Origin of the sequence: Streptomyces sp. NPDC090127 (genome assembly GCF_044746945.1) — a bacterium.
GTDB lineage: Bacteria > Actinomycetota > Actinomycetes > Streptomycetales > Streptomycetaceae > Streptomyces.
The window spans coordinates 272,547-297,636 of the sequence record NZ_JBIVDE010000006.1; the positions used below are offsets into that span (position 1 = coordinate 272,547).

The 25,090-nt window shown below is 72.1% G+C and carries 28 protein-coding genes and 1 tRNA gene; 14 read left to right on the forward strand and 15 right to left on the reverse strand.

Annotated features, from left to right (window positions below; all coding sequences use genetic code 11):
• Positions 1–6: 6 nt before the first annotated feature.
• A complete protein-coding gene (locus tag ACIPPS_RS23215) occupies positions 7–1,608 on the reverse strand; it encodes a dynamin family protein (protein WP_401435812.1) in 1,602 nt (533 codons plus the stop codon).
• A 303-nt stretch (positions 1,609–1,911) separates the two neighbouring features.
• Between ACIPPS_RS23215 and ACIPPS_RS23220 the strand changes: the two genes are divergently transcribed.
• Positions 1,912–1,984: transfer RNA gene (locus tag ACIPPS_RS23220), tRNA-Arg, on the forward strand.
• 187 nt (positions 1,985–2,171) lie between these two features.
• Here the strand turns inward: ACIPPS_RS23220 and ACIPPS_RS23225 are convergent.
• Positions 2,172–3,185 carry an NAD-dependent epimerase/dehydratase family protein gene (locus ACIPPS_RS23225; protein ID WP_401435197.1) on the reverse strand — a complete coding sequence of 338 codons (1,014 nt, stop codon included), beginning with the start codon at positions 3,183–3,185 and terminating at the stop codon, positions 2,172–2,174.
• Positions 3,182–3,853, reverse strand: coding sequence for a ScbR family autoregulator-binding transcription factor (locus ACIPPS_RS23230; RefSeq protein WP_401435199.1), 672 nt, complete (start codon positions 3,851–3,853; stop codon positions 3,182–3,184). The genes ACIPPS_RS23225 and ACIPPS_RS23230 overlap by 4 nt, the downstream gene beginning before the upstream one ends.
• A gap of 79 nt (positions 3,854–3,932) precedes the next feature.
• Between ACIPPS_RS23230 and ACIPPS_RS23235 the strand changes: the two genes are divergently transcribed.
• Positions 3,933–4,874, forward strand: a complete 942-nt coding sequence (locus tag ACIPPS_RS23235; protein ID WP_401435202.1) for a ScbA/BarX family gamma-butyrolactone biosynthesis protein — start codon at positions 3,933–3,935, stop codon at positions 4,872–4,874.
• Positions 4,875–4,962: 88 nt separating this feature from the next.
• On the opposite strand, the gene ACIPPS_RS23240 is transcribed toward ACIPPS_RS23235, so the two are convergent.
• The 7 genes from ACIPPS_RS23240 to ACIPPS_RS23270 form a co-directional block, all read right to left on the reverse strand.
• The gene (locus ACIPPS_RS23240) at positions 4,963–5,865 is read right to left on the reverse strand and encodes a maleate cis-trans isomerase (protein WP_401435205.1); all 903 of its coding nucleotides are present in this window, start codon (positions 5,863–5,865) and stop codon (positions 4,963–4,965) included.
• Between the two features lie 12 nt (positions 5,866–5,877).
• Positions 5,878–6,561: a transglutaminase family protein gene (locus ACIPPS_RS23245; RefSeq protein ID WP_401435208.1), complete on the reverse strand. Its 684-nt coding sequence runs from the start codon at positions 6,559–6,561 to the stop codon at positions 5,878–5,880.
• 54 nt (positions 6,562–6,615) lie between these two features.
• The gene (locus ACIPPS_RS23250) at positions 6,616–7,734 is read right to left on the reverse strand and encodes an acyl-CoA dehydrogenase family protein (protein WP_401435210.1); all 1,119 of its coding nucleotides are present in this window, start codon (positions 7,732–7,734) and stop codon (positions 6,616–6,618) included.
• Positions 7,735–7,915: 181 nt separating this feature from the next.
• Positions 7,916–8,290 (reverse strand): ectoine synthase, encoded by a 375-nt coding sequence (locus tag ACIPPS_RS23255; protein WP_401435212.1) that lies wholly within the window; start codon positions 8,288–8,290, stop codon positions 7,916–7,918.
• Positions 8,291–8,512: 222 nt separating this feature from the next.
• The gene (locus ACIPPS_RS23260) at positions 8,513–8,788 is read right to left on the reverse strand and encodes an acyl carrier protein (RefSeq protein ID WP_401435215.1); all 276 of its coding nucleotides are present in this window, start codon (positions 8,786–8,788) and stop codon (positions 8,513–8,515) included.
• Positions 8,785–10,254: an AMP-binding protein gene (locus ACIPPS_RS23265; protein WP_401435218.1), complete on the reverse strand. Its 1,470-nt coding sequence runs from the start codon at positions 10,252–10,254 to the stop codon at positions 8,785–8,787. Before ACIPPS_RS23265 ends, ACIPPS_RS23260 begins: the two co-directional genes overlap by 4 nt.
• A 244-nt stretch (positions 10,255–10,498) precedes the next feature.
• Positions 10,499–10,939 carry a MarR family winged helix-turn-helix transcriptional regulator gene (locus ACIPPS_RS23270; protein ID WP_401435220.1) on the reverse strand — a complete coding sequence of 147 codons (441 nt, stop codon included), beginning with the start codon at positions 10,937–10,939 and terminating at the stop codon, positions 10,499–10,501.
• Between the two features lie 141 nt (positions 10,940–11,080).
• Between ACIPPS_RS23270 and ACIPPS_RS23275 the strand changes: the two genes are divergently transcribed.
• The 4 genes from ACIPPS_RS23275 (at position 11,081) to ACIPPS_RS23290 (ending at position 13,158) form a co-directional block, all read left to right on the forward strand.
• Entirely contained in the window at positions 11,081–11,512 is a 432-nt protein-coding gene (locus ACIPPS_RS23275) for a DMT family transporter (RefSeq protein ID WP_401435222.1), read from the forward strand.
• 181 nt (positions 11,513–11,693) lie between these two features.
• A complete protein-coding gene (locus ACIPPS_RS23280) occupies positions 11,694–12,011 on the forward strand; it encodes a DMT family transporter (protein WP_401435225.1) in 318 nt (105 codons plus the stop codon).
• Between the two features lie 14 nt (positions 12,012–12,025).
• Positions 12,026–12,505 carry a nucleoside deaminase gene (locus ACIPPS_RS23285; RefSeq protein ID WP_401435228.1) on the forward strand — a complete coding sequence of 160 codons (480 nt, stop codon included), beginning with the start codon at positions 12,026–12,028 and terminating at the stop codon, positions 12,503–12,505.
• Complete coding sequence (locus tag ACIPPS_RS23290; RefSeq protein WP_401435230.1) at positions 12,502–13,158, forward strand: DsbA family protein; 657 nt, start codon at positions 12,502–12,504, stop codon at positions 13,156–13,158. Before ACIPPS_RS23285 ends, ACIPPS_RS23290 begins: the two co-directional genes overlap by 4 nt.
• A 121-nt stretch (positions 13,159–13,279) precedes the next feature.
• On the opposite strand, the gene ACIPPS_RS23295 is transcribed toward ACIPPS_RS23290, so the two are convergent.
• From ACIPPS_RS23295 to ACIPPS_RS23305, 3 genes are read right to left on the reverse strand one after another with little or no spacing between them, the layout of a single operon-like run.
• Positions 13,280–14,236: an amidohydrolase family protein gene (locus ACIPPS_RS23295; RefSeq protein ID WP_401435232.1), complete on the reverse strand. Its 957-nt coding sequence runs from the start codon at positions 14,234–14,236 to the stop codon at positions 13,280–13,282.
• A complete protein-coding gene (locus tag ACIPPS_RS23300; RefSeq protein WP_401435235.1) occupies positions 14,236–15,033 on the reverse strand; it encodes an arylamine N-acetyltransferase in 798 nt (265 codons plus the stop codon). Before ACIPPS_RS23300 ends, ACIPPS_RS23295 begins: the two co-directional genes overlap by 1 nt.
• Positions 15,033–15,515, reverse strand: coding sequence for a cupin domain-containing protein (locus ACIPPS_RS23305; protein ID WP_401435237.1), 483 nt, complete (start codon positions 15,513–15,515; stop codon positions 15,033–15,035). The genes ACIPPS_RS23300 and ACIPPS_RS23305 overlap by 1 nt, the downstream gene beginning before the upstream one ends.
• A 215-nt stretch (positions 15,516–15,730) precedes the next feature.
• Here ACIPPS_RS23305 and ACIPPS_RS23310 point away from each other — a divergent pair, with 215 nt between their 5' ends.
• A complete protein-coding gene (locus tag ACIPPS_RS23310) occupies positions 15,731–16,492 on the forward strand; it encodes an SDR family NAD(P)-dependent oxidoreductase (RefSeq protein WP_401435815.1) in 762 nt (253 codons plus the stop codon).
• A gap of 89 nt (positions 16,493–16,581) precedes the next feature.
• Here the strand turns inward: ACIPPS_RS23310 and ACIPPS_RS23315 are convergent, their stop codons facing one another.
• Both ACIPPS_RS23315 and ACIPPS_RS23320 read right to left on the reverse strand, forming a co-directional pair.
• On the reverse strand, positions 16,582–17,817 hold the full coding sequence (locus ACIPPS_RS23315; protein WP_401435239.1) for a Cmx/CmrA family chloramphenicol efflux MFS transporter: 1,236 nt from the start codon (positions 17,815–17,817) through the stop codon (positions 16,582–16,584).
• 141 nt (positions 17,818–17,958) lie between these two features.
• Positions 17,959–19,476 (reverse strand): helix-turn-helix domain-containing protein, encoded by a 1,518-nt coding sequence (locus ACIPPS_RS23320; protein ID WP_401435242.1) that lies wholly within the window; start codon positions 19,474–19,476, stop codon positions 17,959–17,961.
• 146 nt (positions 19,477–19,622) lie between these two features.
• On the opposite strand from ACIPPS_RS23320, the gene ACIPPS_RS23325 reads away from it, so the two are divergent.
• The 7 genes from ACIPPS_RS23325 to ACIPPS_RS23355 all read left to right on the forward strand — a co-directional run bounded on the left by ACIPPS_RS23325 (position 19,623) and on the right by ACIPPS_RS23355 (position 25,079).
• Positions 19,623–20,594, forward strand: coding sequence for an alpha/beta hydrolase (locus ACIPPS_RS23325; protein ID WP_401435245.1), 972 nt, complete (start codon positions 19,623–19,625; stop codon positions 20,592–20,594).
• Positions 20,595–20,661: 67 nt separating this feature from the next.
• The gene (locus ACIPPS_RS23330) at positions 20,662–21,102 is read left to right on the forward strand and encodes a RidA family protein (protein ID WP_401435248.1); all 441 of its coding nucleotides are present in this window, start codon (positions 20,662–20,664) and stop codon (positions 21,100–21,102) included.
• A 59-nt stretch (positions 21,103–21,161) separates the two neighbouring features.
• The gene (locus ACIPPS_RS23335; protein ID WP_401435251.1) at positions 21,162–21,740 is read left to right on the forward strand and encodes a TetR/AcrR family transcriptional regulator; all 579 of its coding nucleotides are present in this window, start codon (positions 21,162–21,164) and stop codon (positions 21,738–21,740) included.
• 99 nt (positions 21,741–21,839) lie between these two features.
• The gene (locus ACIPPS_RS23340) at positions 21,840–22,142 is read left to right on the forward strand and encodes a response regulator transcription factor (RefSeq protein WP_401435254.1); all 303 of its coding nucleotides are present in this window, start codon (positions 21,840–21,842) and stop codon (positions 22,140–22,142) included.
• A gap of 261 nt (positions 22,143–22,403) precedes the next feature.
• On the forward strand, positions 22,404–23,576 hold the full coding sequence (locus tag ACIPPS_RS23345) for a 3-deoxy-7-phosphoheptulonate synthase (protein ID WP_401435256.1): 1,173 nt from the start codon (positions 22,404–22,406) through the stop codon (positions 23,574–23,576).
• A gap of 53 nt (positions 23,577–23,629) precedes the next feature.
• The gene (locus tag ACIPPS_RS23350; RefSeq protein WP_401435258.1) at positions 23,630–24,400 is read left to right on the forward strand and encodes a 2,3-dihydro-2,3-dihydroxybenzoate dehydrogenase; all 771 of its coding nucleotides are present in this window, start codon (positions 23,630–23,632) and stop codon (positions 24,398–24,400) included.
• A gap of 22 nt (positions 24,401–24,422) precedes the next feature.
• The gene (locus ACIPPS_RS23355) at positions 24,423–25,079 is read left to right on the forward strand and encodes an isochorismatase family protein (protein ID WP_401435260.1); all 657 of its coding nucleotides are present in this window, start codon (positions 24,423–24,425) and stop codon (positions 25,077–25,079) included.
• Positions 25,080–25,090 lie beyond the last annotated feature (11 nt).

The window sequence follows — 25,090 nt, forward strand, 5'->3', positions numbered from 1 at the left end:
CGGTCCTCACTTCTCCTTCTGCAGTACGGAGAGCGCGGCGATCAGTTCCGCCTGCGGCTCGGGGGTCACGTCGAGGGCCTCTAGGGGGGCGAGCCGCCGGTCGCGTTCGGCGTGCAGGGCGCGATCGAGGTAGGCCACCACCAGATCGCCACCCTTGTCGCGCAGGCGCAGGGCGGCCTGGGCGCCGAGGAGTTCGGCGAGCCGCTCGCCCGCGCTGCGGGTGCGGCGTCCACCGAGCAGGGCGGCGGCGAGCAGGGCGGCGACGGTGTCGGCGTCGGGGGCGGCGGTACGGGCGGTTCCGGTCCGTTCGGTGGCGCGGAGCTCGTCGTCGGCCAGCTCTTCGAGCTCGCGCCGCCAGCGCCGTACGGTCAGCTCGATCCGCTCGGCGGCCTCCCGGTCGGGGCCGGCCTCGGCGCCGAGGGCGGCCGCTGCGGGTTCGCGGCGCCAGGCGTCCCGTACGCGTTCGTCGGCGGCGGCGACCGCGCACTGGAGCAGGGCGACGAGCGACTCGACGAGGGCGTCGAGCAGTTCGTCGGCGGTGCTGTCGCGGGGGTAGCCGCGCCAGCGGGTGCGGGCGTCGCCGGCGAGGACGGCGCCGCGCTTCAGCTGCTGCCGGACGCGCTCGCCCTGTTCGGCGTACGCCCCCTCGACGGCGCCGCCGAGCCGGACGGCGGCGGCGTACTGGGCGGCGACCGCCCCGGCGAGTTCGGGCATCCGGGAGTCGAGGGAGTCGATGACGCCGGTGGCGGTGCGGCCGACGGCCTGCTGGCGCGCGGCGGGGTCCTGGGCGCGGTGGGCGAGCCAGGCGCGGAGCGGGGCGACGGCGTTGTCGGGCAGCAGCCCGCTGCCGCCGCCCGCGGATTCGGGGAGCTCGGGGATGGTGAACCGGGGTACGTCCCCGAGTCCGGCCTTGTCGAGCAGGGCCTCGTACTGCCGGGAGACCTCGCCGATGATCTGGTGCGGGACCCGGTCGAGGACGGTGACGAGCGTGGCGTCGTACTCCTTCGCGGTACGAAGGAGGTGCCAGGGGATGGCGTCGGCGTACCGCGAGCCGGTCGTGACCATGACCCAGATGTCGGCGGCGCAGATCAACTCGGCGGCGAGCAGCCGGTTCTCCACGACGAGGGAGTCGATGTCGGGCGCGTCGAGCAGGGCGAGCCCGGGGGCGAGGACGGAGGAGGTCTCGACGCGGAGCGCGTTCTCCTCCGGGGGTTCGTCGCCGGCGTCCTCGTCCTGCTGGGGCAGCCAGACGCGGGTGAGCTGGGGCAGGACGCGCATGCCGGCGAACCAGTGGTGGTCGTCGGGGTGGCAGACGAGCACGGGCGTGCGCGTGGTGGGCCGGAGCACGCCGGCTTCACTGACGCGGCGCCCCACAAGGGAGTTGACGAGCGTGGACTTCCCGGCCCCGGTGGACCCGCCGACGACGGCGAGCAGCGGGGCGTGGGGGTCCTTCAGCCGGGGCACCAGATAGTCGTCGAGCTGGGCGAGCAGCTCGGCCCTGGTCTGTCGGGCGCGTGGGGCGCCTGGGAGGGGAAGGGGAAGACGCACGGCGGCGACACAGTCGCGCAGGGCGGAGAGTGCGTCGATCAGCTGGGGCCGTTCGTCCAAGGTCACCACATGCGAAGAATGCCCAATTTTGGAGCCTTTTTGAAGCGTATAAGGGCCCTACGCGCCGACCGAACGAAGGATGACGGGGAGCCTCAGGCATAACGAGTGCACAACACCCGGGCCGAGTGGCGTGAAAAACACTGCGGGAATCGCACCTGCCTGCGATTATCGTTCCGCTTCACTGAACCTCCACATCGTGGCACGCAGGTGAAGCAACCGGGCCAAGGGGATCGGAGCCCTATCCTTGACCCGACCGGCCACGCCCCACCCACCAGGGGCTCCCGGCCACCGGTCCACCACCCGGCCCCCGTAGCTCAGTGGATAGAGCAGGTGCCTTCTAAGCACTTGGCCGCAGGTTCGAGTCCTGCCGGGGGCGCTTTACCACGGACCCTCCTTCGGGAGGGTCTTTTCACTGCCCGAGGCCGGTTATGCGTCGCGGCCGCGCGAGCGACGTCCCGCGTCGCGGCTACGCGGTCGAGACGGGGTCGGCGGGGGCCCAGGCCGCCGTCGCGCCGGAGAACTCTTGCAGCGGGCCGTCTCCCCCGACGACCGGGGGGTGAGGGTCAGTCCTCCGACGTCACGAACGCCCTGTACCAGGGGGCCGCCGTGGCCAGGCGGGGCAGGGGGCCCGGGCCCGGGGGGCAGGAGGTCAGCTTCCAGATCTCCTCGCTCGCGTACCAGTGGTCCTGGGCCAGGAGGGAGAACTGGCGCTCGCTCATGCGGCCCGGGGTCGCGCGGAGGCGGGACAGGCAGGTCTCCCAGGGCCAGTCCTGGTCGGGCGTCGGGAGGATGCCCAGGGCCGCCAGTTCGGCCATCAGGGCGCCGTTGCTCACCGGGTCCGGGTGGCCGGCGTGGTGGATGCCCGGGGGCGGCGCGTCCGGGGAGGTCGCCAGGGTGGCGATCAGGCGCGCCAGGTCGTCCACGTCCACCAGGGAGAGCAGGCCTCGGCCGCCGTCCCAGCGGGCCGGGACGCGCGCGAGGAGCTCCGCCAGGGCCGGCACCACCCAACGGTCGCCCGCGCCGAGGACGAGGCCGGGGCGCAGGACGGTGCCGCCCGCCGCCAGGACCGGGGCCTCGCCGGCCAGGCGGGTGCGGCTGGCGGGCGAGGTCGGGGCGGGGGCGATCTCGTCGACCGCGATCCCGCGGTGCGGGCCGGGGCCGTACACCGCCGCGGTGGACAGATGGACGAGGCGGTCCACCCCCCAGTGATGGACCGCCTCGTCGACCAGTGCCGCCGTCCCCTCCACGTTGACCGCCGCGCACTGGGCCTCGTCGCCGGAGATCCGCGAGGCGAGGTGGATCAGGACGTCCGCGCCGCCCGCCGCCTCGCGCAGCGAGGCGCGGTCGGTCAGGTCCACGGGCGTCCACGTGACCCCCAGGGGCGCCCGGGCCGGCTCGGCGTCCGGCGTGGCGTCACCGGCGCCTCCGGCCGGGCCCCCGCCCGCGGGCACCGAGCGGCCGAGTGCGCGGACCTCGATCCGCCGCCCGGTCTCGCGGGCAGTGGTCGCCAGCGCGTGCAGGACGCGCGAGCCCACGAACCCCGTCGCCCCGGTCAGGACGACGCGCAGTGCGCTCACGCGGCGCCCACGGTGTCATCGGCGGGGATCCGCAGGCCGGCGATGACGTCGGCCGGGGCCAGCGCGGGCAGCAGACAGCGCCACATGTCGTTGATCCGCCGGGGCAGGTCGGCGCGGCCCGTGGCCAGTTGGGACATCACCTGCGTACCCGTGTACGCGGCGACGAGCAGCTGCGCGAAGGCGGTCTCGTCCACGCCGTCGAGCAACTGGCCCATCTGCCGCGCCCGGACGAACTCCTCGTGGAACCGGTCCGCCCACCACTCGTAGATCGAGTACTCCTGCTTGCCGACGACGCCCTGCTCGACCGCGAGCCGGACACCGGCCCTCAGCAGGGTGTTGTGCTGCATCTCCACCGCGAGATAGCCGGTCATGTCCAGCAGCTGCTGGAGACCGCCCTCCCCCTCGGGGAACCGCAGATCGGCGGCCTGCTCCAGGATGACCGCGCGGGCCAGCCCTTCCTTGGATCTGAAGTGGAAGTACACGGCACCCGCCGTGACGCCGGCCCGTTCGAGGATCTTGGTGATGCTCGCGCCGAGATAGCCGGCCTCGTCGAACACCTCCGCCGCAGCTCGGAGCACCAACTCCCGTGTGCGGATCGCTCGTTCCTGCCTGTGTTCCGCCACTGGCCTGTTACCCCGTATACATCGACAAAGAAAAAGAGTGACCACTATCTTATGTGAGCGGACAGACGACACACCAGTGTTCCGACCCGCGAATATCTTGAAACAGTCCCAGGGGAGAACTGTTGTGCCTCCGATAGAGCTCGCGCAGGACCGGACGACCACCGGTCCCGTGCCCGTTCCCATGTCGTACACCCATAAAACGAATCCGGCCGAAGTACTCCTCGTGAGCTGGTGCCGGACCGGGGACGACACCTTCACCGTCACCGCACGCTGGCCGCGTGAGCACGCCTTCTATCTGGCGCGGCACGGAAGGCTCGACCCCTTGTTCTTGGCGGAGACCGTGCGCCAGACCCTGCCGATGCTCTCCCACGCGGCGTACGAGGTCCCGTTCGGGCACCAGCTGCTCTGGAAGGACTTCGGCTGGGACATCGACCCCGACGAGCTGTGGGCCGACGGCGCGGACGCCTACGTCGAACTGCACATCACCGGCTCGGACGTGAAGTACCGCAAGGCACGGGCGACGGCCCTCACCCTCTCCGTCGAGGCCACCCGCGCGGGCCGCCGGCTTGCCACGGCCCGGACGCGCTTCACCATCCAGGACCGGGCGGTCTACGAGCGGCTGCGCGGACCGTACGCCGACATCGCGGGCGCGAACGCCCGCGCCGTTCCGCTGCCGCCGCCGTCGCCCACGCACGCGACCGGCCGGACCCGCTTCCAGGACGTCGTCCTCTCCTGCACCGACGTCCCGCTCCGCTGGCAGCTGCGGACGGACACCTCGCACCCCGTCCTCTTCGACCACCCCGTCGACCACGCCCCGGGCATGCTGCTGCTCGAAGCGGCGCGGCAGGCGGCGCAGGCCGCGGCGCAGCCCCGGCAGAGCCTCGTCGCCGGCATGCAGAACGACTTCAGCCGGTACGCCGAACTCGACGCGCCCTGCTGGATCACCGCCACCGCGCTCCCGGACGCCCCGGACGGGCGGTCGCGCATGCTGATCACGGCCGAGCAGAACGACGAGGAGATCTTCACCTCGGTCGTCTCCCTGCACATGGTGCCTGCCGCGTCCTGAGCGTGAGCGGGTGAGGGGGTGAACGCGTGAGCCCGGGCGGCGGACGGCCGCCCGGGCTCACGCGCGCGTGGCGCGCCGGGTCCGTGCCTCAGGCCTCGTCCGCCGGGCCGGGGCGGGTGGCGAAGAGGCCGCCGTACTCGGTGACGCCCTCGCTGATGGCCGTCGCGCCGGCCAGGTGCAGGGCGTGCCAGAAGATGGCCTGGTTCGCGGTCACCACGTGGAAACCCAGCTCCTCCTCCAGCGGCTTGATGGTGCCGACGGCCCTGATGCCGTTGCCCGCGACCAGGACGGCGTCCGGCCGGTGGGCGGCGACGGTGGTACGGAGCCACTGGGAGAGGTTCTGCGGTGTGATCGCCTTCTGGTTCGAGGGCAGCCCGCAGGGGCCGTGGTGGACCACGTCGAAGCCGAACTCCCGGAAGTAGTCCGCTCCCTGGCCCGAGAGCCGGTCGTCGAACCAGGGCGGGTTCACCAGGGCGATCCGGCGCGCGCCGAGCGCCGCGAAGGCGGCCCGGGCGGCCTTGGTGGTGCCGGTGATCGGCAGCTCCCGGGTGACCGGTCGCAGCCGCTCGTACAACTCCCGCTCCCCCGCCGCCTTCAGGACATAGCTGGAGGAGGTGAAGCCGAGGGTGAGCGCGTGCAGGGGCGAGGCGGCGAGCTGCTCGACGGCGTGGTCCAGGAAGGGCGGTTCGACGAACGCGCGGACCGGGTCGTGCGGGATCTTCTCGTCCATCTCGCCGCCGGCGCGCATCGCGCCGAAGTGGACGCGGGAGCCGTGGATGGAGACCGACGCGGGGGCCATGGCCTGGAGTTCGGCCTCCGGGCCCACATCGGCGTGCGGGACGACGACGCCGATGCGGATGGCGGCGTCCCAGCCGTCGACGGGCGTGGCGACCTGAGAGGTCGGACCCGCCTGAGAGATCGGACTCGCCTGAGAGGTCGGACCGGCCTGAGAGGTCGGAGTGGCCCGGGCGGGCTCGGTGACCTGGGTCATGCGTACTGCTCCTTACTTCGCTTCGTCGGCCAGCCGGCCGCCCGCCACGGTGCTCGTACCGGAGCCCGAGCCGGAGTCGCTGAGGAACTTGGGGTGCCGGGACCGCATCGAGCCGATGACGAAGTCGTACGGGACGTCGTCGAAGGCGCCGTGGTCGGTGAGGAACTCCATGGAGCCGGCGCCCTTCGCGTACGGGTGGTAGAGGCTGTCGGCGAGGCCGTCGAACTCCAGGGCCTCCATGCCGTAGAGCCGGCACAGCATCTTGTTGAAGACCGGGGTGGCCTTGACCCACTTGCCGTCCAGATAGACCTGCGTCAGGCCGTGGAAGAAGACGTCACCGCCGATGTGCTCGATGAGCCGGGGCGAGGCGAGATGGTTACGAACGTCGCCGTAGACGAGCCGGGACGGTATGCCCAGGGCTCGTACGGCGGCCGCGTAGAGCGCGGACTTGTGCAGGCAGAAGCCGGACTTCGTGGCGGCGGTACGGGAGGCCTTCAGGCCGCCGGGGGACAGGTCCGCGCCGTAGACCTCGTAGAAGACGTCGTCGCGGACGGCGTAGTAGAGCTCGATGGCCATGGTGCGCTTGTCGGCCGCACGGTCCTTGACCACGTCGTCGACGAACGTCTGGACGGCGTCGGTCTCGTAGTCGAGGAACTCGGTGGGCTGCGTCAGCCGGTCGTACAGGTCGAGGGTCATCACGTCGGGTTCCGTTCCCTTGGGGTCGGAGGCAGGCTGGGGTGGTCGGGGGCGTCAGAGGCCGAGGAGGGCGGCGATGCGGTTGCGCTGGATCTCGCTCGTGCCGGAGTAGATGGTCCCGGCGACGGAGTCGCGCAGTTCGCGTTCGACGCCGTGGCTGGTGAGCACGCCGCGTCCGCCGTGGATCTGGACGGCGTCGAGCGCCATCTTCAGGTTCGCCTCGGAGACGACGGTCTTCGTCGCCGCCAGGTCGATCGCGGCGTCCTGGCCGGCCTCCACCTTGGCGCCGGTGTCGCGCAGCCACTTGCGCGCCGTCTCCAGGCTGATCTTCATGTCGGCGATCTTGTGGGAGACGGCCTGGTACGAGCCGATGGTCCGGCCGAACTGTGTACGGGACTTGGCGAACCGGATCGTGTCCGCCAGCCGCCTGGTCATCTCGCCGAGCGTGATCGAGAAGGCGAAGAGCACCTCGCGCTTCATCACGTAGTCCAGGACGAGGAAGCCGGAGCCCTCCCGGCCGACCCGCTGGGAGACCGGGACGCGCAGCCCGTCGAAGGCGAGCGTGCCGATCGGGCTGGTGCGCAGGCCGATCTTGTCCATGGCGGGGCCGACGGTCAGCCCGGGCGCGTCGGCCTCGACGAGCAGCGTGGTGAGACCGAACGGGCCCGGTGCGCCGGTGCGTACGTACAGCAGGAACAGACCTGCGACGGGCGCGTTGGTGATGAACATCTTGCTGCCGTCGACGACGTAGTGGTCGCCGTCGCGGACGGCCGTCGTGGTGGAGTTCATGGCGTCCGAGCCGCCGGACTCCTCGGTGATGGCGTGCGCGGTGATCACGTCGCCGGACATGATCCGGGGGAGGTGGCGCCGCTTGAGCTCCTCGCTGCCGAAGTGCTGGAGCGGGATGCCCACGGAGACGATCTGGGTGGACGTGGAGAAGGACAGGCCGGCGTCGCGGGAGGTGTGACCGAGGCCTTCCAGCACGCGCATGGTCTCGGTCAGGGACCGCCCGTGGCCTCCGTGGTCGGGGTGGAAGGGGGTCCGCAGGATCCCGGAGTCCTGGACGGCGGGCCACTTGCCGTAGGGGAACGCGCCGTCCCTGTCGAGTTCGCCGATGTCCGCGTTGAGTTTGTCGGCCCACGGGGTGGCGAGGTGGAAGAGGTCGTCGGTCACAGCCTGGTCCTTGTCACGTCGGGTGGGAAAGGGGCGCCCCGCGGACGGCACGCGCGCGTGCACCGGCTCGGGTCGGCCCGCACAGGCCTGCACAGACCTGCACCGGCCGGCACCGGTCGGCACCGGTCGGCACAGGACCGCGTCGGGCTGCTGCCCGGTGCCGTCCGCGGGGCGGGGTGGCTCAGTACTGGGAGAAGCCGTCGGCCGACAGCGTGTGCTTCTCGGTGCCGACGATCGGCGGGTTGAAGACCGAGATGAGGTGCAGGTCCTCGTAGTCCGACGCGATCAGGTAGTGCGGGTCGTGCTCGTCCAGGGCGTAGATGACACCCGGCATGATCTTGTGTCGGGTGCCGTCCTTCTCGACGACCTCACCGGAGCCGGCGACGCAGTAGCAGGCCTCCAGGTGGTCGCGGTACTGCAGGGCACTGGTGGTGCCCTGGCGCACGAGGGTCACGGCCACGGCGAAGCCCATGCCGTCGGCCTTGGTCAGGAGGCGGTGGCTGGTTCCGTTGCCCCACTGAACGGGGACGACGTCGTCGACGCTGCGGGTGAACATGCGGGTGCTCCCTTGGGTGTTGTCGCCGGGTTGCGGCGGTGAGGGGTGGGTGTGACCGAGCGGTGGTGCGGCCGAGCGGTCGTGCGGGCCGAGCGGTCGTGCGGGCCGAGCGGTGGTGCAGGCCGTGCGGTCGTGCGGGCCGAGCGGTGGTGCAGGCCGTGCGGTCGTGCGGGCCGAGCGGTGGTGCAGGGTGTACGGCTGTGCTGGACGTACGGCGGCGTGTCAGGCCGCCGGCGTGGGCGCGTTCTCCCGGACCAGGCGGGTGATCGCGGCGAGGGTGCGGAAGTCGTCCGGGCCGAACTCGATGTCGTCCACGGGCACGCCGTAACGGCTCGCGATGTGGGAGATCATCCGGACGAGGCCGAGGCTGTCGATCACCCCGGAGTCGATCAGGTCGTAGTCGTCGGTGAGGTCCGAGGAGTCCTCGCCCGCCAGGAACTCGGTGACGAGGTACTCGCGGATCTCCGCGGTCACGTAGGTGGCGCCGGTCTCGCTCATGCGGTCTCGTTCTCCTTCATGCGGTTGTTCCTGATGAGGTTCCGGTCGGGCTTGCCGGTCGACGTCCGGGGAATGGGGGCCTCGGTGACGTGCACTGAGGACGGGATGGCGTGGCGCGGGAGGTGCCTGCCGACGTGGGTCCGCAGCCGCAGGCCGGTCAGCGCGGTCGCCGGGTGCCGGGTCACGTGTGCGTGCAGGCGGACGCCGGTCTGCTCGTCGGGGAGGGCCACCACGACGGCCTCGGCGACGTCCGGGTGGGAGGCGACGACGGTCTCGACCTCCTGGAGGTTGGTGCGTACGCCGCGCACCTTGACCTGCCAGTCGGCGCGGCCCTGGAGGGTGAACAGGCCGTCGTCCGTACGGGAGACGAGGTCGCCGGTGCGGTAGTACTCCTGGCCGTCCAGGACCGTGAACGCCTGCTCGTTCAGGGCGGACCTGAGGTAGCCGGCGGTCTGGAACGGTGTGTTGACCAGGAGTTCGCCGTTTCCGGCCCCGGTGACCAGCTTCCCGTCGGCGTCGACGACGAGGGCGCGTACCCCGGCGAGGGGCCGACCGATCGGCGGCGCGGCCGCGGCGTGCGGGTCGATGGGGTGGATGAAGGAGTCGTTCGTCTCCGTGCAGCCGAAGATGTTGTGGAAGCGGGCGTTCGGGAACGTCCCGGCCATCGGCCGCAGCAGATCCGGGGCGAGGGCGTCGCCCGTGGTGACGAGGGTGCGCACGCCGGTGAACTCGGGCTCGCCCCCAACCAGGAGGCGGTGGAGCATGGGCACGCCCTGGACGAACGTGACGCCGTGGCCGGCCACCAGGCTCTGCAGGTACGGGGCTTCGGTGGCGCGGTCCTTGGCGACCAGGACGACGTGGGCGCCCAGGCGGAGGAAGGTCCAGACGTCGAGCAGGGCCAGGTCGAAGTTGAGCGGCGCGTAGGAGAGCGCCACGTCGTCCGCGGTGAGCGCGAACTCGGCCGTGGCCCAGTCGGCGAAGGCCTCGAAGCCGTCGGCGGGGATCGGCACGATCTTCGGGGTGCCGGTGGAGCCCGAGGTGGTGAGCAGCAGGCGGGTACGGGTGGCGTCCGCCCGGTCGAACCCCTCGGCCTCCGTCGCGTCGCCCTCCACCTGCTCGGCGGTCAGCGTGCCGTCGGCGGCGACGGTCAGGGTGTGGGTCGCGCGGGCCTGCTGGGCCAGCCGGGTGCGGGCGGCGATGCCCAGGTCGGGCGAGGGCGCGAGGGCGATCAGGCCCTCGTGGAAGACCGCCAGCAGCAGGGCGATCGTCTCCGGCGTCTTGTGGGCCGGGACGCAGACGGTGCTGCCGGCCGGCAGTTCCAGGCCGCCCAGCCGGCCGCGGAGCTGCCGGGTGGCGTCGCCCAGCTGTGCGTAGGTGACGGTGCGTCGGTCGTACGAGAGGGCGATCCGGCCGGCGTGTTGCCGGCTGTGGGCGTCGATGGAATCGGCGAGGTGTGTCGATGGCACGGCAGCTCTCCCCCGAGAAGTTCGAAACATGCGATCAAGCAGTTGCATCGTCATGCAATCTCCAGACGCTCACACCGCGTCGGGATGGATGACGAGAGAAGCGGGAACCGCGTTCTCGTTACGCTTGATCATGCAACGAAACCACCCCCTGCGCGCTATGCCGAAAGTTCGCGATTGACAGCGCGTCAAGGGGTGGGGAAGAGTGCCGAACCGACTCTGTCCGGCTCCGCGGGCGGTCCGGGCGTCAGACGCCGGCGGCTCGCAACGACTGGACCGTGGAGGCGTATTCGGGGTCGGCGGTCAGGGCGTTGAGCGCCGAGGAGAGGACGTCCGCGTACGTCGTGCGGGCGGCCGCGAAGCGTTCGCGGCCCTCTTCCGTGATCACCGCGTACACCCCGCGCTTGTCGGACGGACACAGGTCCTTGAAGGCGAATCCGGCCACTTCGAGGCGTGCGACCAGGCGCGTCACCGACGACTGGCCGAGACCGACCCGATCGGCCAGGTCCTGCATGCGCAGTTCGCTGTCCTCGGCGTGGGTCAGCGACTCCAGCGCCCGGTACTCCGACAGGCCGATCCCATGGCGTCGCTGGAGCGCCTGCGCCAGCTCGCGCTCCACGCGGGAGTGCAGAACCAGGAGGCGGCTCCAGACCACCTGGTCGGACGACGCGGTGTGGGTAGCGGCCATAAGGTGACGCACCTTTCATCGAGGCGTTGACAACACAGTACATGCTCATGCAACCTCATGGGCGCCGCGTCCGTCAGTCACCGACCGACTACGCCCCTCAAGAACTTGCACGGACAAACAACTTCCTGGAGAGTGAGTTCCATGACGTCCCCCTCCCCGCAGGCAGAGCCCCAGCCCCAGAACGCCAACGTCGGCTGGGCCTGGCTCCTCTTCTCCTCCCTCTTCGAGATCACCTTCGCGCTCTCGACCGAGGCCACCGACGGGTTCACCAAGCTCGGCCCGTCCCTGCTCACCGTCGCCGCCGCCTCCTGCGGCATCTTCACCCTCTCCATGGCCCTGAAGACCGTGGACGTCGGCGTCGGCTACACCGTCTGGGCCGGTATCGGTGGTGTCGGCACCGTCGTCTTCGGCACGCTGATCTACGACGAGCCGATGACCATCTGGAAGGTGCTCGCCTTCATCCTGATCATCGGCGGCGCCCTCGGACTGCGTATCTCCGACACCGTGGCCGCGAAGAAGCAGGCCGCCGCCGCGGAGACGACGAGCGCCCCCGCCGCCCAGCCCGTCGGCTGACCCAGCCCCGGAGCCTCCCGCAAGGCCCCCGGTCCAGCCGCCGCAAGGCCCCCGGTCCAGCCACCGCTAGGCCTCGTACAGCCACCGCAAGACCCCGTACAGCCACCCGCAAGGGCCCCGTACAGCCACCCGTTCCCCGACGGCCCGCTCCGTCCCCACCACCCCGAAACGAGTCACCACCATGACCTGGGTCTACCTCGGCATCGCCATCGTCTTCGAAGTCCTCTTCGCGCTCGGCACCAACGCCACCAAGGGGTTCACCCGCCTGTGGCCCTCCGTGCTCACGCTGCTCGCCGCCGCCGGCGGCATCTACACCCTGTCCCTGGCCCTGCGTGAGCTCGACGTCTCCGTCGGATACACGATCTGGACCGGCATCGGCGGCGTCGGCACCGTCATCTGCGGCGCGATCCTCTTCAAGGAGAAGATCACGCTCGCCCGGCTGCTCTCCTTCGCCTCCATCATCGGCGGCGCCGTCCTGCTCCGCCTGACGGCCGTCTGATCGGCGCGCACGCCATGACCGACATCGACGACCTGCTCCCCCATGTGCGCGAAGCCGTGCGGATCAGCCGGGAGCACGTGGCCAAGGGCGGCATCCCCTTCTCGGGGATCGTCGTCCAGGACGACCAGGTGCTCGGCACCGGGTTCAACCGGGTACGCGAGGACCACGACGCCAGCGCGCACGCAGAGGTCGTCGCGCTGCGCGAGGCGGCCCGGCGGGCCGGGGTGTTCGCCGTCGCCGGCTCCACCCTGATCGCCTCCGGAGAGCCCTGCGCCATGTGCTACATGGTCGCCCGCTACTTCGGCGTAGGGCACATCGTCTTCGCCTCCGACCGGAAGACCGCCGGAGCGTACGGATTCGACTACGGCAGCTCGTACGCGATCTTCGCGACCGATCCCACCGAGTGGCCGATCCGCGTCACGCACGCCCCGGTCGAGGGTCACGAGGTGCCGTTCCAGGAGTTCCTGACCGTGCAGAGAGGCGGGGTCCGATGAGCGACCCGGTGAAGATCCAGATCTGGTCCGACTACGTGTGTCCCTTCTGCATGCTGGCCGAGGGGCCGCTGGAGCAGGCCACCGAGGACCTGGACGTGGAGATCGAGTGGAAGCCGTTCGAGCTGCGCGCCCACCCGCAGCCCACGCTCCGCCCGGAGGACCCGTACCTGCCCGACATCTGGAAGCGGGCCGTCTACCCGATGGCCCGGCGGATGGGCGTGGACATCACGCTGCCCACCGTCTCCCCGCAGCCCTACACCCGGCTCGCGTTCGAGGGCTTCCAGTACGCGCAGGAGCGGGGCAAGGGCGACGCGTACACGCGGCGGATGTTCCGGGCCTTCTTCCAGGAGGACCTGGACCTCGGGCAGATCGACGTCCTCACCACCCTCGCCGGTGAACTGGACCTGGACCGGGAGGAGTTCCGTACGGCCCTGGAGAAGGGCACGTACACCGAGCGGCACCAGGACGCGCTCAGGGAGGCCGCCGCCCACCGGGTGCAGGTCGCCCCGACGTTCCTTGTCGGCGACATCCGCATGGAGGGCGTGCCCTCGGCGCCCCAGCTGCGCAAGGCGATCCTGGACGCCCAGGCACGGCAGCAGGACGCGGCGGACGAGCCGACGGGCGCCGCGTGCGGCGTCGACGGGGTCTGCTGACCACCCCCGCACCACCGTAAGGAGCCGGACACCTCCCCCGAGGCGTCCGGCTCCTTCGTGTGCGTGCGCTCGCGTGTGCGTGTGCTCGCGTGTGCGCTTGTGCGCGCGCGAGGCCCGCCCGCTACTGCCCGGCGAGGCGCGGGAACAGCCGCAGCGCGTTGGTGCGGCCGATGGCCGTGCGCTGCTCCGCGCTCCAGCCCGCGTACGTGTGGAACCCCTCGACGTTCTCCGTCGTGTGCGCGGCCGGCATGAACGGGAAGTCGCTGCCGAACAGGATCTTGTCCGGCGCGGCCAGTTCGGTGAGCGCGGGCAGCGCGAAGCGGTTGGCGGACATCGCGATGTCGTAGTACAGCCCGCGCAGCGCCCCGACGACGTCCTTGGGCGCCCGCTCCGTCAGGTACTTCCCGATCGTCGGCCCGTAGGTGAGCCGCTGCGCCAGGAACGGCAGCGTGCCGCCCGCGTGCGAGACGATCAGCTTCAGGTGCGGCAGCCGCTCCAGAGTGCCGCTGAAGAGCAGGTCGACGACGGTCCGCGTGGTCTCGAAGGTGAAGTCGTACAGCGACGGCGGCAGGTCGAAGGTGGCCACGTCCTTGGCCGGCGGGGTGCCGGGGTGGACGTGCACGGGCAAGCCGCGGTCGGCGATCTCGGCGAGCAGCGGCTCGAACTCCGGGTCGCCGAGGTAGCGGTTGCCGTAACTGGTGAGCAGACCGACGCCGTCGAGGCCGAGTTCGTCGATCGCGTACGTCAGCTCGTCCTTGGCCGCGGCCACGTCGGGCAGCGGCAGGATCGCGAACGCGCCGAAGCGCGTGGGGTGTTCGGCGATGAGCGTGGCGTAGTACTCGTTGACCTCGCGGGCCAGGCGGCGGCTCTCGGCGCCCTCGGCGAAGGTGACACCGGGCGCGGTGACGGAGAGGACCGAGGCGGCGATGGAGTGCCGGTCCATCACCTCCAGGGACGCCTCCGGGCTCCAGGTGGGGTAGTCGACGCCGGGGATGGCGACCTTGTCGCCGAGCGCGGCGCGGTAGGTCGGCGGGATCGCGTGGTGGTGGACGTCGATGAGGCCGGTCTCGTGCTGCATCAGAGTTCTCCGTCGGTCTGACTGTCGGGCAGGGCATCGAGTTCGATGCCGAACCAGGTGCGGTAGGCGGCGTGGACCGCCGCGTCGTCGGTCAGCTCCTCCTGGGTCCTGACGCCGTTCTCGGTACGGGTCAGGGTCCGGCCGGCCAGCGTGACCCGACCGGTGGGCGTGGGCATGGAGCAGACCTGGCGGGCCAGGAACGGCGAGTCGTCGGCGCTGCGGAACCACCACAGGGTGGGGGCGAAGTCCGCCAGTTCGCGGGTGCGCGGTTCGAGGCGGTACTGCAGTTCGCCGTCGCGGTACAGGTCCAGGTCGCCCCGGGGGGCCTCGGCGAGCTCGAAGGTGCCCTGCGGGTCCTGCTGGGGGCCGCCCGCGCGCAGGCGCAGCGGGAAGCGGAAGGCGCGCCCGTAGCCGACGTCGGCCAGCCACGGGACCGCGCTGTCCTCGGTCCGTACGCGCAGACACAGGTGGCCCAGGAGCGGCCCGAACACCCCGTCCTCCAGGACCCGGCCGCCCATCGGCTCCACGTCGAAGCCGAGGGACCGCAGCAGGGTGAAGAAGGCGCCGTTGAGTTCGTAGCAGCAGCCGCCGCGCCCCCGGTCGATGATCTTCTCCAGGGCGGGTTCGCCGAGGCCGACGGGGAGGCTCGGGCGGCCGAAGGCGAAGTCGACGTTCTCGAACGGGACGCTGAGCACGTGCCGTTCGTGCAGATGGGCCAGGGCCTTGCCGTCGAGGCGTTCGGGCCGCTTCGCGCCGATCCGCCGGAGGTAGGCGTCCACGGTCGTCGGATCGAGCATCAGACGTACTCCGCGTGGTACTTGGCGACGATGCTCTGGGCCTTCTCGACGTCGGCCGCGTACTGCTCGGCCTCGGGGGCGGGCATGCCCTCCTCGGCGGCCACCCCGAGTTCGCTGAAGAAGTGCTCGAACCCCGCGGGGGTGAAGATGATGAGCATCTTGCAGGGCTTGTCGCTCACGTTCCTGAAGGCGTGGGTCTTGCCCTTGGGCACGAAGACGAACGCGCCCGCGCCGACGATCTCGCCGCGCTTCTCGTTGGAGATCTCCAGCTCGCCCTCGATGAGGTAGAACGCCTCGTCGCTGTCGTGGTGGATGTGCAGCGGCGGCCCTCCGCCCGGCGGCACCATGGCCTCGATCAGGCCGAGGGAGCCGTGCGTGTTCTCCTTGTCCGCCTTGAGCGTGTAGTGGTCACCGAAGACCCAGCGTGCCGGTCCAGCCTTCGGCGGGATGTAGACGATGCCCTCGGATTCCTCGAAGCTCAACGGCCTTCCCTTCTCTGCGGGTGTGCGCGTGCTCGCTCCACTCCACACGGCGGCTCGCGCCGCGGGCATCCCGTGTTCACGTGGTTTTCGCAGGTCACTCCCGTGAATACGTGATGGCCCGCGCGCCGGTTGTGGCCATCGTGGTGCGTGCGCGCCGCGCGTACGTGCGCGAGCGTGCACGGCTTGTGCGTAGTACCGACGATGGGATGAGAGACATGACTGGTCGCTTCACCGACAAGGTGGTGCTCGTCACCGGGGGCGGGTCCGGGATCGGCCGCGCCACCGCCGTGGCCTTCGGCCGCGAGGGCGCCACCGTGGTGGTCGCCGGGCGTACCCCCGAGAGCCTGGTCGAGACGGTCCGGCTGATCGAGAAGGACGGCGGCGCGGCCGGTCACGTGACGGCCGACATCGCCGTCGAGGCGGAGGTGGAGGCGCTCGTACGGACGGTCGTCGAGCGCCACGGCCGTCTGGACGTGGCGGTCAACAACGCGGGGTACCTGCCCGACCCGGCCGGCCTCGCCGACCTTGCGGAGGAGGACTTCACCCGCACCCTGGAGGTCAACCTGCTGGGCACCTGGCGGTCGTTGAAGTACGAGATCCGGCAGATGCGGGAGCAGGGCGGGGGCGCCATCGTCAACGTGGGTTCGGTGGTCGGCGCGCACCTGACGATTCCGGGGGCCGGCGCCTACGGGGCGAGCAAGGCGGCGATCGCCGCGCTCGGGCGCAGCGCGGCGCGGGAGTACGCGGCCGACGGCATCCGGGTGAACACGCTCAGCCCGTCCTCGATGGACACGCCGATGTCCCTGCTGGAGAACGAGACGCCGGAGGAGCGGGTGGAGCGCGCCCGGTCCATGTTCCCGCTGGGCCGGATCGGCACGGTGGAGGAGGGCGCGGCTGCGGTGCTGTACCTGGCGTCGGACGAGTCGGGCTTCGCGCTCGGCCACGACCTCGTGATCGACGGCGGCATCACGGCCTGAGCCAACAGACTCCGGGCAGTACCGTGCCCCGGTCCGCAGGGGGGAGGCAGCGGACCGGGGCACGGCGTTCGGGGGTGCCTGGGGTCAGGTCACACGCGGGTGGTGCCGCTCAGTTCCTCGTCCTTGCGCAGGGCGCCTCCGCCGGTCGCGACCGGGCCGGCCGGGGCGGCGGCCCGGCCGCGGTACTGGAGGTGGCCCGCCCACAGGGTGCCGAGCAGACCGGCGGAGGCGAGCGCGGCGCCGACCCAGGCCACCGACTCGAAGCCGAGTCCGGCGCTGATGGTCATGCCGCCGAGGGCCGGGGCGAGGGTGTTGCCGACGTTGAAGGCGGAGGTGTTGGTGGCGCCCACCAGGGTCGGCGCGCCGGGCGCCACGACGAACACCCGGGACTGAAGGATCGGGTTGGTGACGTAGCCGGCGAGGCCGAGGACGAAGATCAGGGCGACGGTGACGACCGTGTTCTCGGCGAGGACGGCGAGCAGCGCGGAGGCGACGGCGAGGACGCCGGTGCCGAGTGCGAGCGTACGGATCGGGTACGCCTCGGCGGTCTTGCCTCCGATCACCATGCCCAGCAGTCCGCCGACTCCGAAGAGCGCCAGGAGGGCGGGGACCCAGCCCTCGGCGAGGCCGGTCACATCGGTGAGCAGCGAGGCGAGGTAGCTGAAGGTGACGATGACCGCGCCGAAGGAGAAGGCGGTCACGGCGTACGAGAGCCACAGCTGCGGCCGTGCCATGGCGCGCAGTTCGGCGCGGACGGTACGGGTCTCCTCGCCGGTGCCCTTGCCGCCGGGGATGGCGAGGAGCGAGCAGGCGAGGCTGACGAGGGTGAGCACGGCCACGCCCCAGAACGCGGCGCGCCAGCCGGCGAACTGACTCAGCACCGTGCCGGCGGGCACGCCCACGATGGTGGCGAGGGTCAGTCCGCTGGCGACCACCGCGACGGCCTTGCCCTTGGCGTTGGCGGGGACGAGCGCGACGGCGGTGGCGACGGCGACGCCCCAGAAGCCGGCGTAGGCGAGGGCGCTGACGACCCGGGTGGCGAACAGGACGCCGTACCCGGGGGCCAGGGCGCCGACGATGTGCGCGGCGATGAAGACGGCCTGGAGCGCGACCAGGGCGGTGCGGCGGGGCCACTTCAGGGTGGCGACGGCGAGCAGCGGCGCGCCGACGACCATGCCGATGGCGAAGGCGGAGATCAGCAGTCCGGCGTCGGGGATGGAGACACCCAGGTCGTCGGCCAGGTTGGGGAGCAGCCCGGAGAGCATGAACTCCGATGTGCCTTGGGTGAAGATTCCCAAGCCGAGGATGTAGACGGCGAGGGGCATGGAGTGCCTCCAAATGCAGGGGTGTGGTGCGGTGTTGGGCTCCGGCCGCGAGCGGGACGGCCGGTCACGAGGGCGACGCTAGCACATTTTGGAGCACCCGCTCCAAAACAAGGCACGGCGTGCCCGCGCCGAATCCGCGGCTCAGTTCCGCCAGTTGTCGGGAGCGTTCAGCCGCCACAGGAGTACCGCCGTGTGGGCCCGCTGCCGCTCCGAGGGGTCGCTCAGCGACATCGCGAGGGCCCGCTCGGCGCGGGCGACCCGGTGGGCGACCGAACTGTGGTGCAGGGAGAGGAGTTTGGCCGCCTCGCGGAGCGAGCGGGTACGGCAGACGGCCTCCAGGGTCGCCAGCATCTGCGGCCCGTCCGGCTCGGCCTCCAGGCGGGCGACCGCGGCCACGTCCGGATGGGCGAGCGCCGCGTCCTCGGGGATGTCCGCGAGGAGGACCTGCGCGCCCAGTTCGGCGGCGTCCACGAGCCGGGGCCAGGTGGGCCCCAGGCCCGCGAACCGGACCGCGCGGCGGGCCTGGGCCCAGGACTCCGCCAGCCGCTCCGGCGCGACCGCGGGGCCGAGGCCGACGGCGACGCCCCGGCCCACCGCGAGGGGCCCGCGCGCGGGGACGGCGCCCCGCCCGGGTCGCGCACCGCTCGTGCCGGGCCCCGGAAGGAGGAGCGCGCCGACCCGGGGCCACAGGGCGGCGTACGGCGCCGTACCGCCCGTACGCGTGGACGGCGGCCCGTACAGCTCCGCCGCGCACACCCGCAACGCCCCCTGGAGGGAGCCCGGTTCGGCGACGACGACGGCCGCCGCCCGCATCGGACCGGCGGGCGGAAGACCGAGCAGGTGCAGCGCGCGGGAGCGCTGCGTCTCGGGCATCGACGGGGACAGGACCGCCTGCACCAGCGCCGGGTCCCCGAGCCCGGCGGGCCACCAGACCCGCTGCTGCCCGGAGGAGGGGACCGGGTCCGGCGGCGCGAGGCCGTCCGACGCCACCGCGTACGGATCCGAGGGCGAGCGCCCGCCCGAGGCCGCGAGGCGGTCCGGCGCCGCCGCGTACGGGTCCGAGGAGGAGCGCCCGTCCGAGGGGAAGTGCCCGCCCGAGGCCGCGTACGGGTCCGAGGCCGCGAGCCGGTGCCGGTCTCCCTCCGGTTCCCCGGCGGAGAACTCCTCGGCGGTGGTCGGTCCCTCCGGCGGTGGGAGCACGCCCCGCCCCGAGGCCGGGCCGCCGGTGCGTCGGGCGAGGCGCGGGCCGCGCCCGGTCCCGCCCGTGTCCGCGCCCGCCGTGGCCACTCCCCCGCCCCGCGCCACCAGCGCGGCGGCCGCGAGGGCCAGGCGTTCCGTGAGCAGGGTGTCGAAGGGCAGGGGCTCCCCCGGGCGCTCGACCCACACCTCCCCCACCGCGTGCCCGTCGACGGTGACCAGCCTCCGTGTCGACGGCGTCACCTCCCCGGCCGCCTCCGGCAGGCCGCCGGCCGGACATCGCCGCAGCACCCGGCCGTGGTGCGCCATCCCGGCGGTACAGTCCGCCACCCGCGCGGCGGCGCGGACCAGTTCGTCGGCGTCCGCGACGCTCCCGAAGAGGGCGTCGAGACGGGCGAGGAGAGCCGGCGCGCTCTCCGCCTCTGAGGGCGGGTGCGCGGGGCTCGACGTCAGTCCGTACATCCGCGCAGGCTAGTTCGGGGGCCCCGGCCCTCACCCGTGGGGCGGCGACACTCCGTCAGGTCGGCGCACCAATCGGTGGTCCCCGGGCGCCAACGTGCGACGGGCGTCGGCGGCGCGCGACCACCCCCGCACGGGACGATGACCGCATGAGTGACGCCACCCACCGATCCGCCACGCCCGCGCCCACCCGCATGCGGCTCCGCCCCGATCTGGCCCCGCTCGTCGACGACATTCCGTACCTCGACGTCGCCGAGCCGAGTGTCGCCCGCCGCACCCTCAAGGACCTCGAAGCCCAGTGGGAGCCAGCCGACACCAGCGCCATCACCGTCACCGAGCGGCTCATACCCGGGCCGGCGGGCGCCCCCGACGTCGCCGTCCGCATCTACACCCCTCGTACCGAAGGCCCGCACGGCGGTCTGCTGTGGATCCACGGCGGCGGCTTCGTGATGGGCAGCCTGGAGACCGAGCACAACCAGTGCGTCTGGTTCTCCTCCCGGGCGAACGTCGTCGTGGTCAGCGTCGAGTACCGGCTGGCGCCCGAGAACCCCTTCCCGGCGGGCGCGGAGGACTGCTACGCCGCCCTGGAGTGGTTCGCGGCGCACACCGAGGAGCTCGGGGTCGACCCGGCGCGCCTGGGCGTCGCGGGCTGCAGCGCGGGCGGCGCGCTCTCCGCGTCCGTCGCGCTGATGGCGCGCGACCGGCAGGGCCCCGGACTCGCCCTCCAGGTGCTGACGTTCCCCGTGACCGACGACCGGATGGACACCCCGTCCGCGCGTGCCTTCCACGACACCCCCGTGTGGTCGACGCCGCAGTCCGTCTCGATGTGGCGCCACTACCTCGGCGAGGGCCACGAGCAGCGGGAGACCTCGCCCTACGCGGCGCCCAACCGCGCCGACGACCTGAGCGGGCTGCCGGCGACCCACATCGTCACCGCGGAGTACGACCCGCTGCGCGACGAGGGCCTGCGCTACGGGCAGCGGCTCCTGGAGGCGGGCGTGCCGGTCACGCTCCACCAGTGGGCCGGGGCCTTCCACATCTTCGACTCGTTCGGCACGGAGAGCGGACAGCGTTCGATCGACGAGCTGGTGCTCGCCGTCCACGAAGCGCTCGGCGACTGACACTCCCTAGACTCGCCCTCGCCGTTCGTCCCGTTCATCCGCTTTCCTCACCCGAGGAGGACCCCCCATGACCGACGCCACCGACGCGACCGCCGTCCCCACCGACGCCTCGGGCGCGCCCCGGCGCGTCCGCGTCACCGCGGATCCCGACTGGTACGCGCCCGCCGGCATCGCGCTGGGCATGCGCGTGGGGAACCTCGTCTTCACCTCGGGTCAGGCCCCGATCGACGAGCACGGCGCCACGGTCGGCGCGGGCGACTTCGAGGCCCAGGCGCGACAGGCCCTGGCCCAGCTCGCCCTCGTCCTGAAGAACGCCGGCTCCGGCCTCGACCAGGTCGTGAAGGCGACCGTGTTCGTCACCGACATCGCCCGGCACCAGGAGACGTTCGCGCGGGTCAGGGCCGAGCACTTCGCCCCGCACTCGTTCGCCGAGTCCTTCGTCGAGGTCTCCTCCCTCGCCGACCCGGACTGGCTGATCGAGATCGAGGCGATCGCGGTGACGTCGTGATCCGTACCGTCCGCCCCCGAATTTCAGTGCGATCGCTCCAAAAACTCTAGAATACGGGTATGGCCAGGCCCAGGAAGTTCGACGAGACGCACGCCCTCACCGCCGCCATGACCACGTTCTGGCGACAGGGCTACGAAGCCACCTCGACCAGGGACCTGGCCGACTCGACGGGCATGGGCCAGTCGAGCCTGTACAACGCCTTCGGCGACAAGCGCGAGCTGTATCTGCGGGCCCTGCGTCGCTACTACGAGACGCACACCGCCGAGCAGACCGCCCTCCTCGACCAGCCGGGGCCGGCCAAGGACCGGCTCCGGGACCTGATGGTCCACGCGATCGACGGCGATCTGTCGGATCCGGAGGCCTCCGGATGCTTCGCGATCAACGCCTCGGTCGAGAAGGCCGACTCGGACGACGCGGTCCGCGAGGAGGTCCTGCGGCACTTCTCCACCGTGGAGGAGGCGCTCGCCGCCACCATCGCGCGGGGACAGCGTTCCGGGGAGATCCCGGCCGACCGGGACACCGGGACGCTCGCCCGCCAAGTTCTCAGCACGTACTACGGATTGCGCGTTCTCGCCCGGGTCCAGAAGGACCGGAACGCCCTGCTCAGCGTCGTCGAAAGCGCACTCTCCGCGCTCTAGCGGCGGCCGCCCGCCGGGCTCCTGGAACCTGACGGACGACATGACAGAGTGGACCGGGCCCCGTTGCGACCGTCTGGGCGTGCCGCCAGGGTCTGCCGCGTGAATACAGCCAACGCTTCGTACCGGAAACATCCGTCCGGACAGGTCCTCGGCTGGGCGAGCCTCACCCCGGCCGAACTGCGGGTGGCCCGCCTGGTGTCCGAGGGGCTGACCAATCGCGCCGTGGCCACCCACCTGGTCGTCTCACCGCACACGGTGGACAGCCATCTGCGCCACATCTTCATCAAGTTGGGCATCTCCAGCAGGGTCGCGCTCGCCCGCCTGACGGTCTTCCACGACCACACGAGTCTGCACGAGCAGCCCGTGGAGAGCGCCGGCTCATCCCGTATCCGCGCCACCTGACGGACTCGGCGGGCCATCGTTGCGGCCCGGTGGGGGCCCTGGTGATAGTGGATTCCGTACGAATGGGCGCGCCTTACAGAGGCCCGCGCCCCTCACACTCGTCGACGCTCCGGCATGCCGATGCTGCCAGCCGAGCCGCCGCCGCAGGTCGGAAGACGCCGGGCGGGACATCACGTCGACGCGCACGCGTCCGTGCCATCCGCCCGCCCCCACCCCCGCCATCAGCCGGAGTCCATCCGGCACGCCCGCCGAGGGAAACCGATGACCGACATCCTGTCCCACCTCCGCTCCCTACCCGCACTCCAGCAGCCCGACTGGGAAGGCCACCCGCGTCTGACCGAGGTCCGCACGGACCTCGGCCGGATGCCCGCCCTCGTGGACGCGGAGGCCGTGCGCCGGCTCCGCTCCCTCCTGGCGGAGGCCGCCGCCGGCCACGTCCAGGTGATCCAGACCGGTGACTGCGCCGAGGACCCGGCCGAGGCCAACCCCGGGGACGTCCACCGCAAGACCGCGCTCCTCGACGTCCTGGCCGGGACGATGAAGCTCGCCTCCGGCCGTCCCGTGCTGCGGGTCGGCCGGATCGCCGGCCAGTACGCCAAGCCGCGTTCGAAGCCCACCGAGACCGTCTCCGGGTCCGAACTTCCCGTCTACCGGGGCCACATGGTCAACCGCCCCGAACCCGACCCCGAGCAGCGCCGGGCCGACCCGGCCCACCTGCTCACCGGCTACCGGGCCGCCAGCGACACCATGCACTACCTGGGCTGGCGCGGCACGGGCGTCCGGCCGGAACTCGACGTCCCGGTGTGGACCAGCCACGAGACCCTGCTGCTCGACTACGAGCTGCCCATGCTGCGCCGCGAGCCCGACGGGTCGCTGCTGCTCACCTCGACGCACTGGCCGTGGGTCGGCGAGCGCACCCGGCAGCTGGACGGTGCCCACATCGCCCTGCTCGCCGCGGTCTCCAACCCGGTCTCGGTCAAGGTCGGCCCGTCGATGACCCCCGACGACCTGCTCGCCCTGTGCGACCGGCTGGACGCCCAGCGCCGTCCCGGCCGGCTCACCCTGATCGCCCGGATGGGCGCCGAGAACGCGGCGACGAAGCTGCCGGCGCTCGTCGAGGCCGTCGACCGCGCCGGTCACCCGGTGCTGTGGCTGTCGGACCCGATGCACGGCAACACCGTCAACGGTCCCGGCGGGCTCAAGACCCGGCTCCTGACGACCGTCGTGAAGGAGATCGAGGCCTTCCAGGACGCGGTCGGCGCGGGCGGCGGCGTGGCCGCCGGCCTGCACCTGGAGACCACGCCGGAGAGCGTCACCGAGTGCGTGGCCGACGCCGACGGGCTCGGGAGCCTCGGCGACAAGTACCTGAGCTTCTGCGACCCGCGCCTCAACCCGCAGCAGGCCATCGCGGCCGTCGCGGCCTGGCGCGGATGAACCCGCGCGCGGCGCGGACCGACCCGACAGACGTGAACACGGAGGTGACCCACGTGGCAGGAACAGTCGCCCTGGTGACGGGCGCGGCCGGCGGCATCGGCGAGGCCGTCGTCCGGCTGCTCGCCGGGCGCGGCGCGACCGTCGCCGCCGTCGACCTGGTGCCCGACCGGCTCGCGGAGACGGTGGCCGGCCTGCGCGCCGAGGGCCTGGACGTGACCGGCTTCCCGGCCGACGTCTCGTCGAGCGCGGACGTCGAGGCGGTGGTCGCCCGCGTGGAGGCCGAACTCGGCCCGGTGGAGCAGCTGGTGAACGCGGCCGGCGTGCTCCGCCTGGCCGGGGCGCACGCCCTGAGCGACGAGGACTGGACGACCACCTTCGCGGTCAACGCGGGCGGCGTGTTCCACGTGTCCCGGGCCGTGGTGAACCGCATGATGGCGCGCCGGCGCGGCGCGATCGTCACGGTCGCGTCGAACGCGGCGGGCACGGCCCGCGCGCAGATGGCGGCGTACGCCGCGTCCAAGGCGGCCGCGACGGCGTTCACCAAGTGCCTGGGCCTGGAGGTGGCGGAGTACGGCATCCGCTGCAACGTGGTCGCGCCCGGCTCCACCGACACCCCGATGCTGCGCGGCATGCACACCGCGGACACGGCCGCCAAGGCCTCGATCGCGGGCGCCCCGGAGGCCTACCGGGTCGGCATCCCGCTGGGGAAGGTCGCCCGGCCCGAGGACGTCGCGCGGGCCGTCGCCTTCCTGCTGTCCGACGACGCGGGCCACGTCACCCTGCACGAACTGACCGTGGACGGCGGTGCCACGCTCGGTGTCTAGCGAAGAGAGGAACGGCCGGCCCATGCCCGGTATCCCCCCGATCGAGTCGTACCCCATGCCCGCGGAGGGCGAGCTGCCGGAGAACACCGTCGGCTGGCCCGTGGATCCCCGCCGGGCCGTCCTGCTCCTGCACGACATGCAGGAGTTCTTCCTCAGGCCCTTCCCGCGCTCCGAGTCACCCGGCGAGGCCCTGGTCGGCAACGCCGCGCTGCTGCGCGAGCGGTGCGCCGAGCTCGGTGTCCCCGTCGCGTACACCGCGCAGCCGGGCGACATGACGCCCGAGCAGCGCGGGCTCCTGAAGGACTTCTGGGGGCCGGGCATGAAGGCCACGCCCGAGCACCGCAAGGTGGTCGAGCCGCTCGAACCGGCGCCCGGCGACTGGACGTTCACGAAGTGGCGGTACAGCGCCTTCTTCAAGTCCGACCTGCTGGAGCGGATGCGGTCCCACGGACGCGACCAGTTGATCGTCTGCGGTGTGTACGCGCACGTGGGCGTGTTGATGACCGCGGTGGAGGCCTTCACCAACGACATCGAGACGTTCGTGGTGGCGGACGCCGTCGCCGACTTCTCCGCCGCCTACCACCGGCTCGCCCTCGACTACGCGGCACAGCGCGCGGCCCGCGTCGTGTCCGCCAAGACCGTGCTGAGCGAACTCGACGCGGGCGGCTCGGCGCGCTGAGCGCGCCCTCC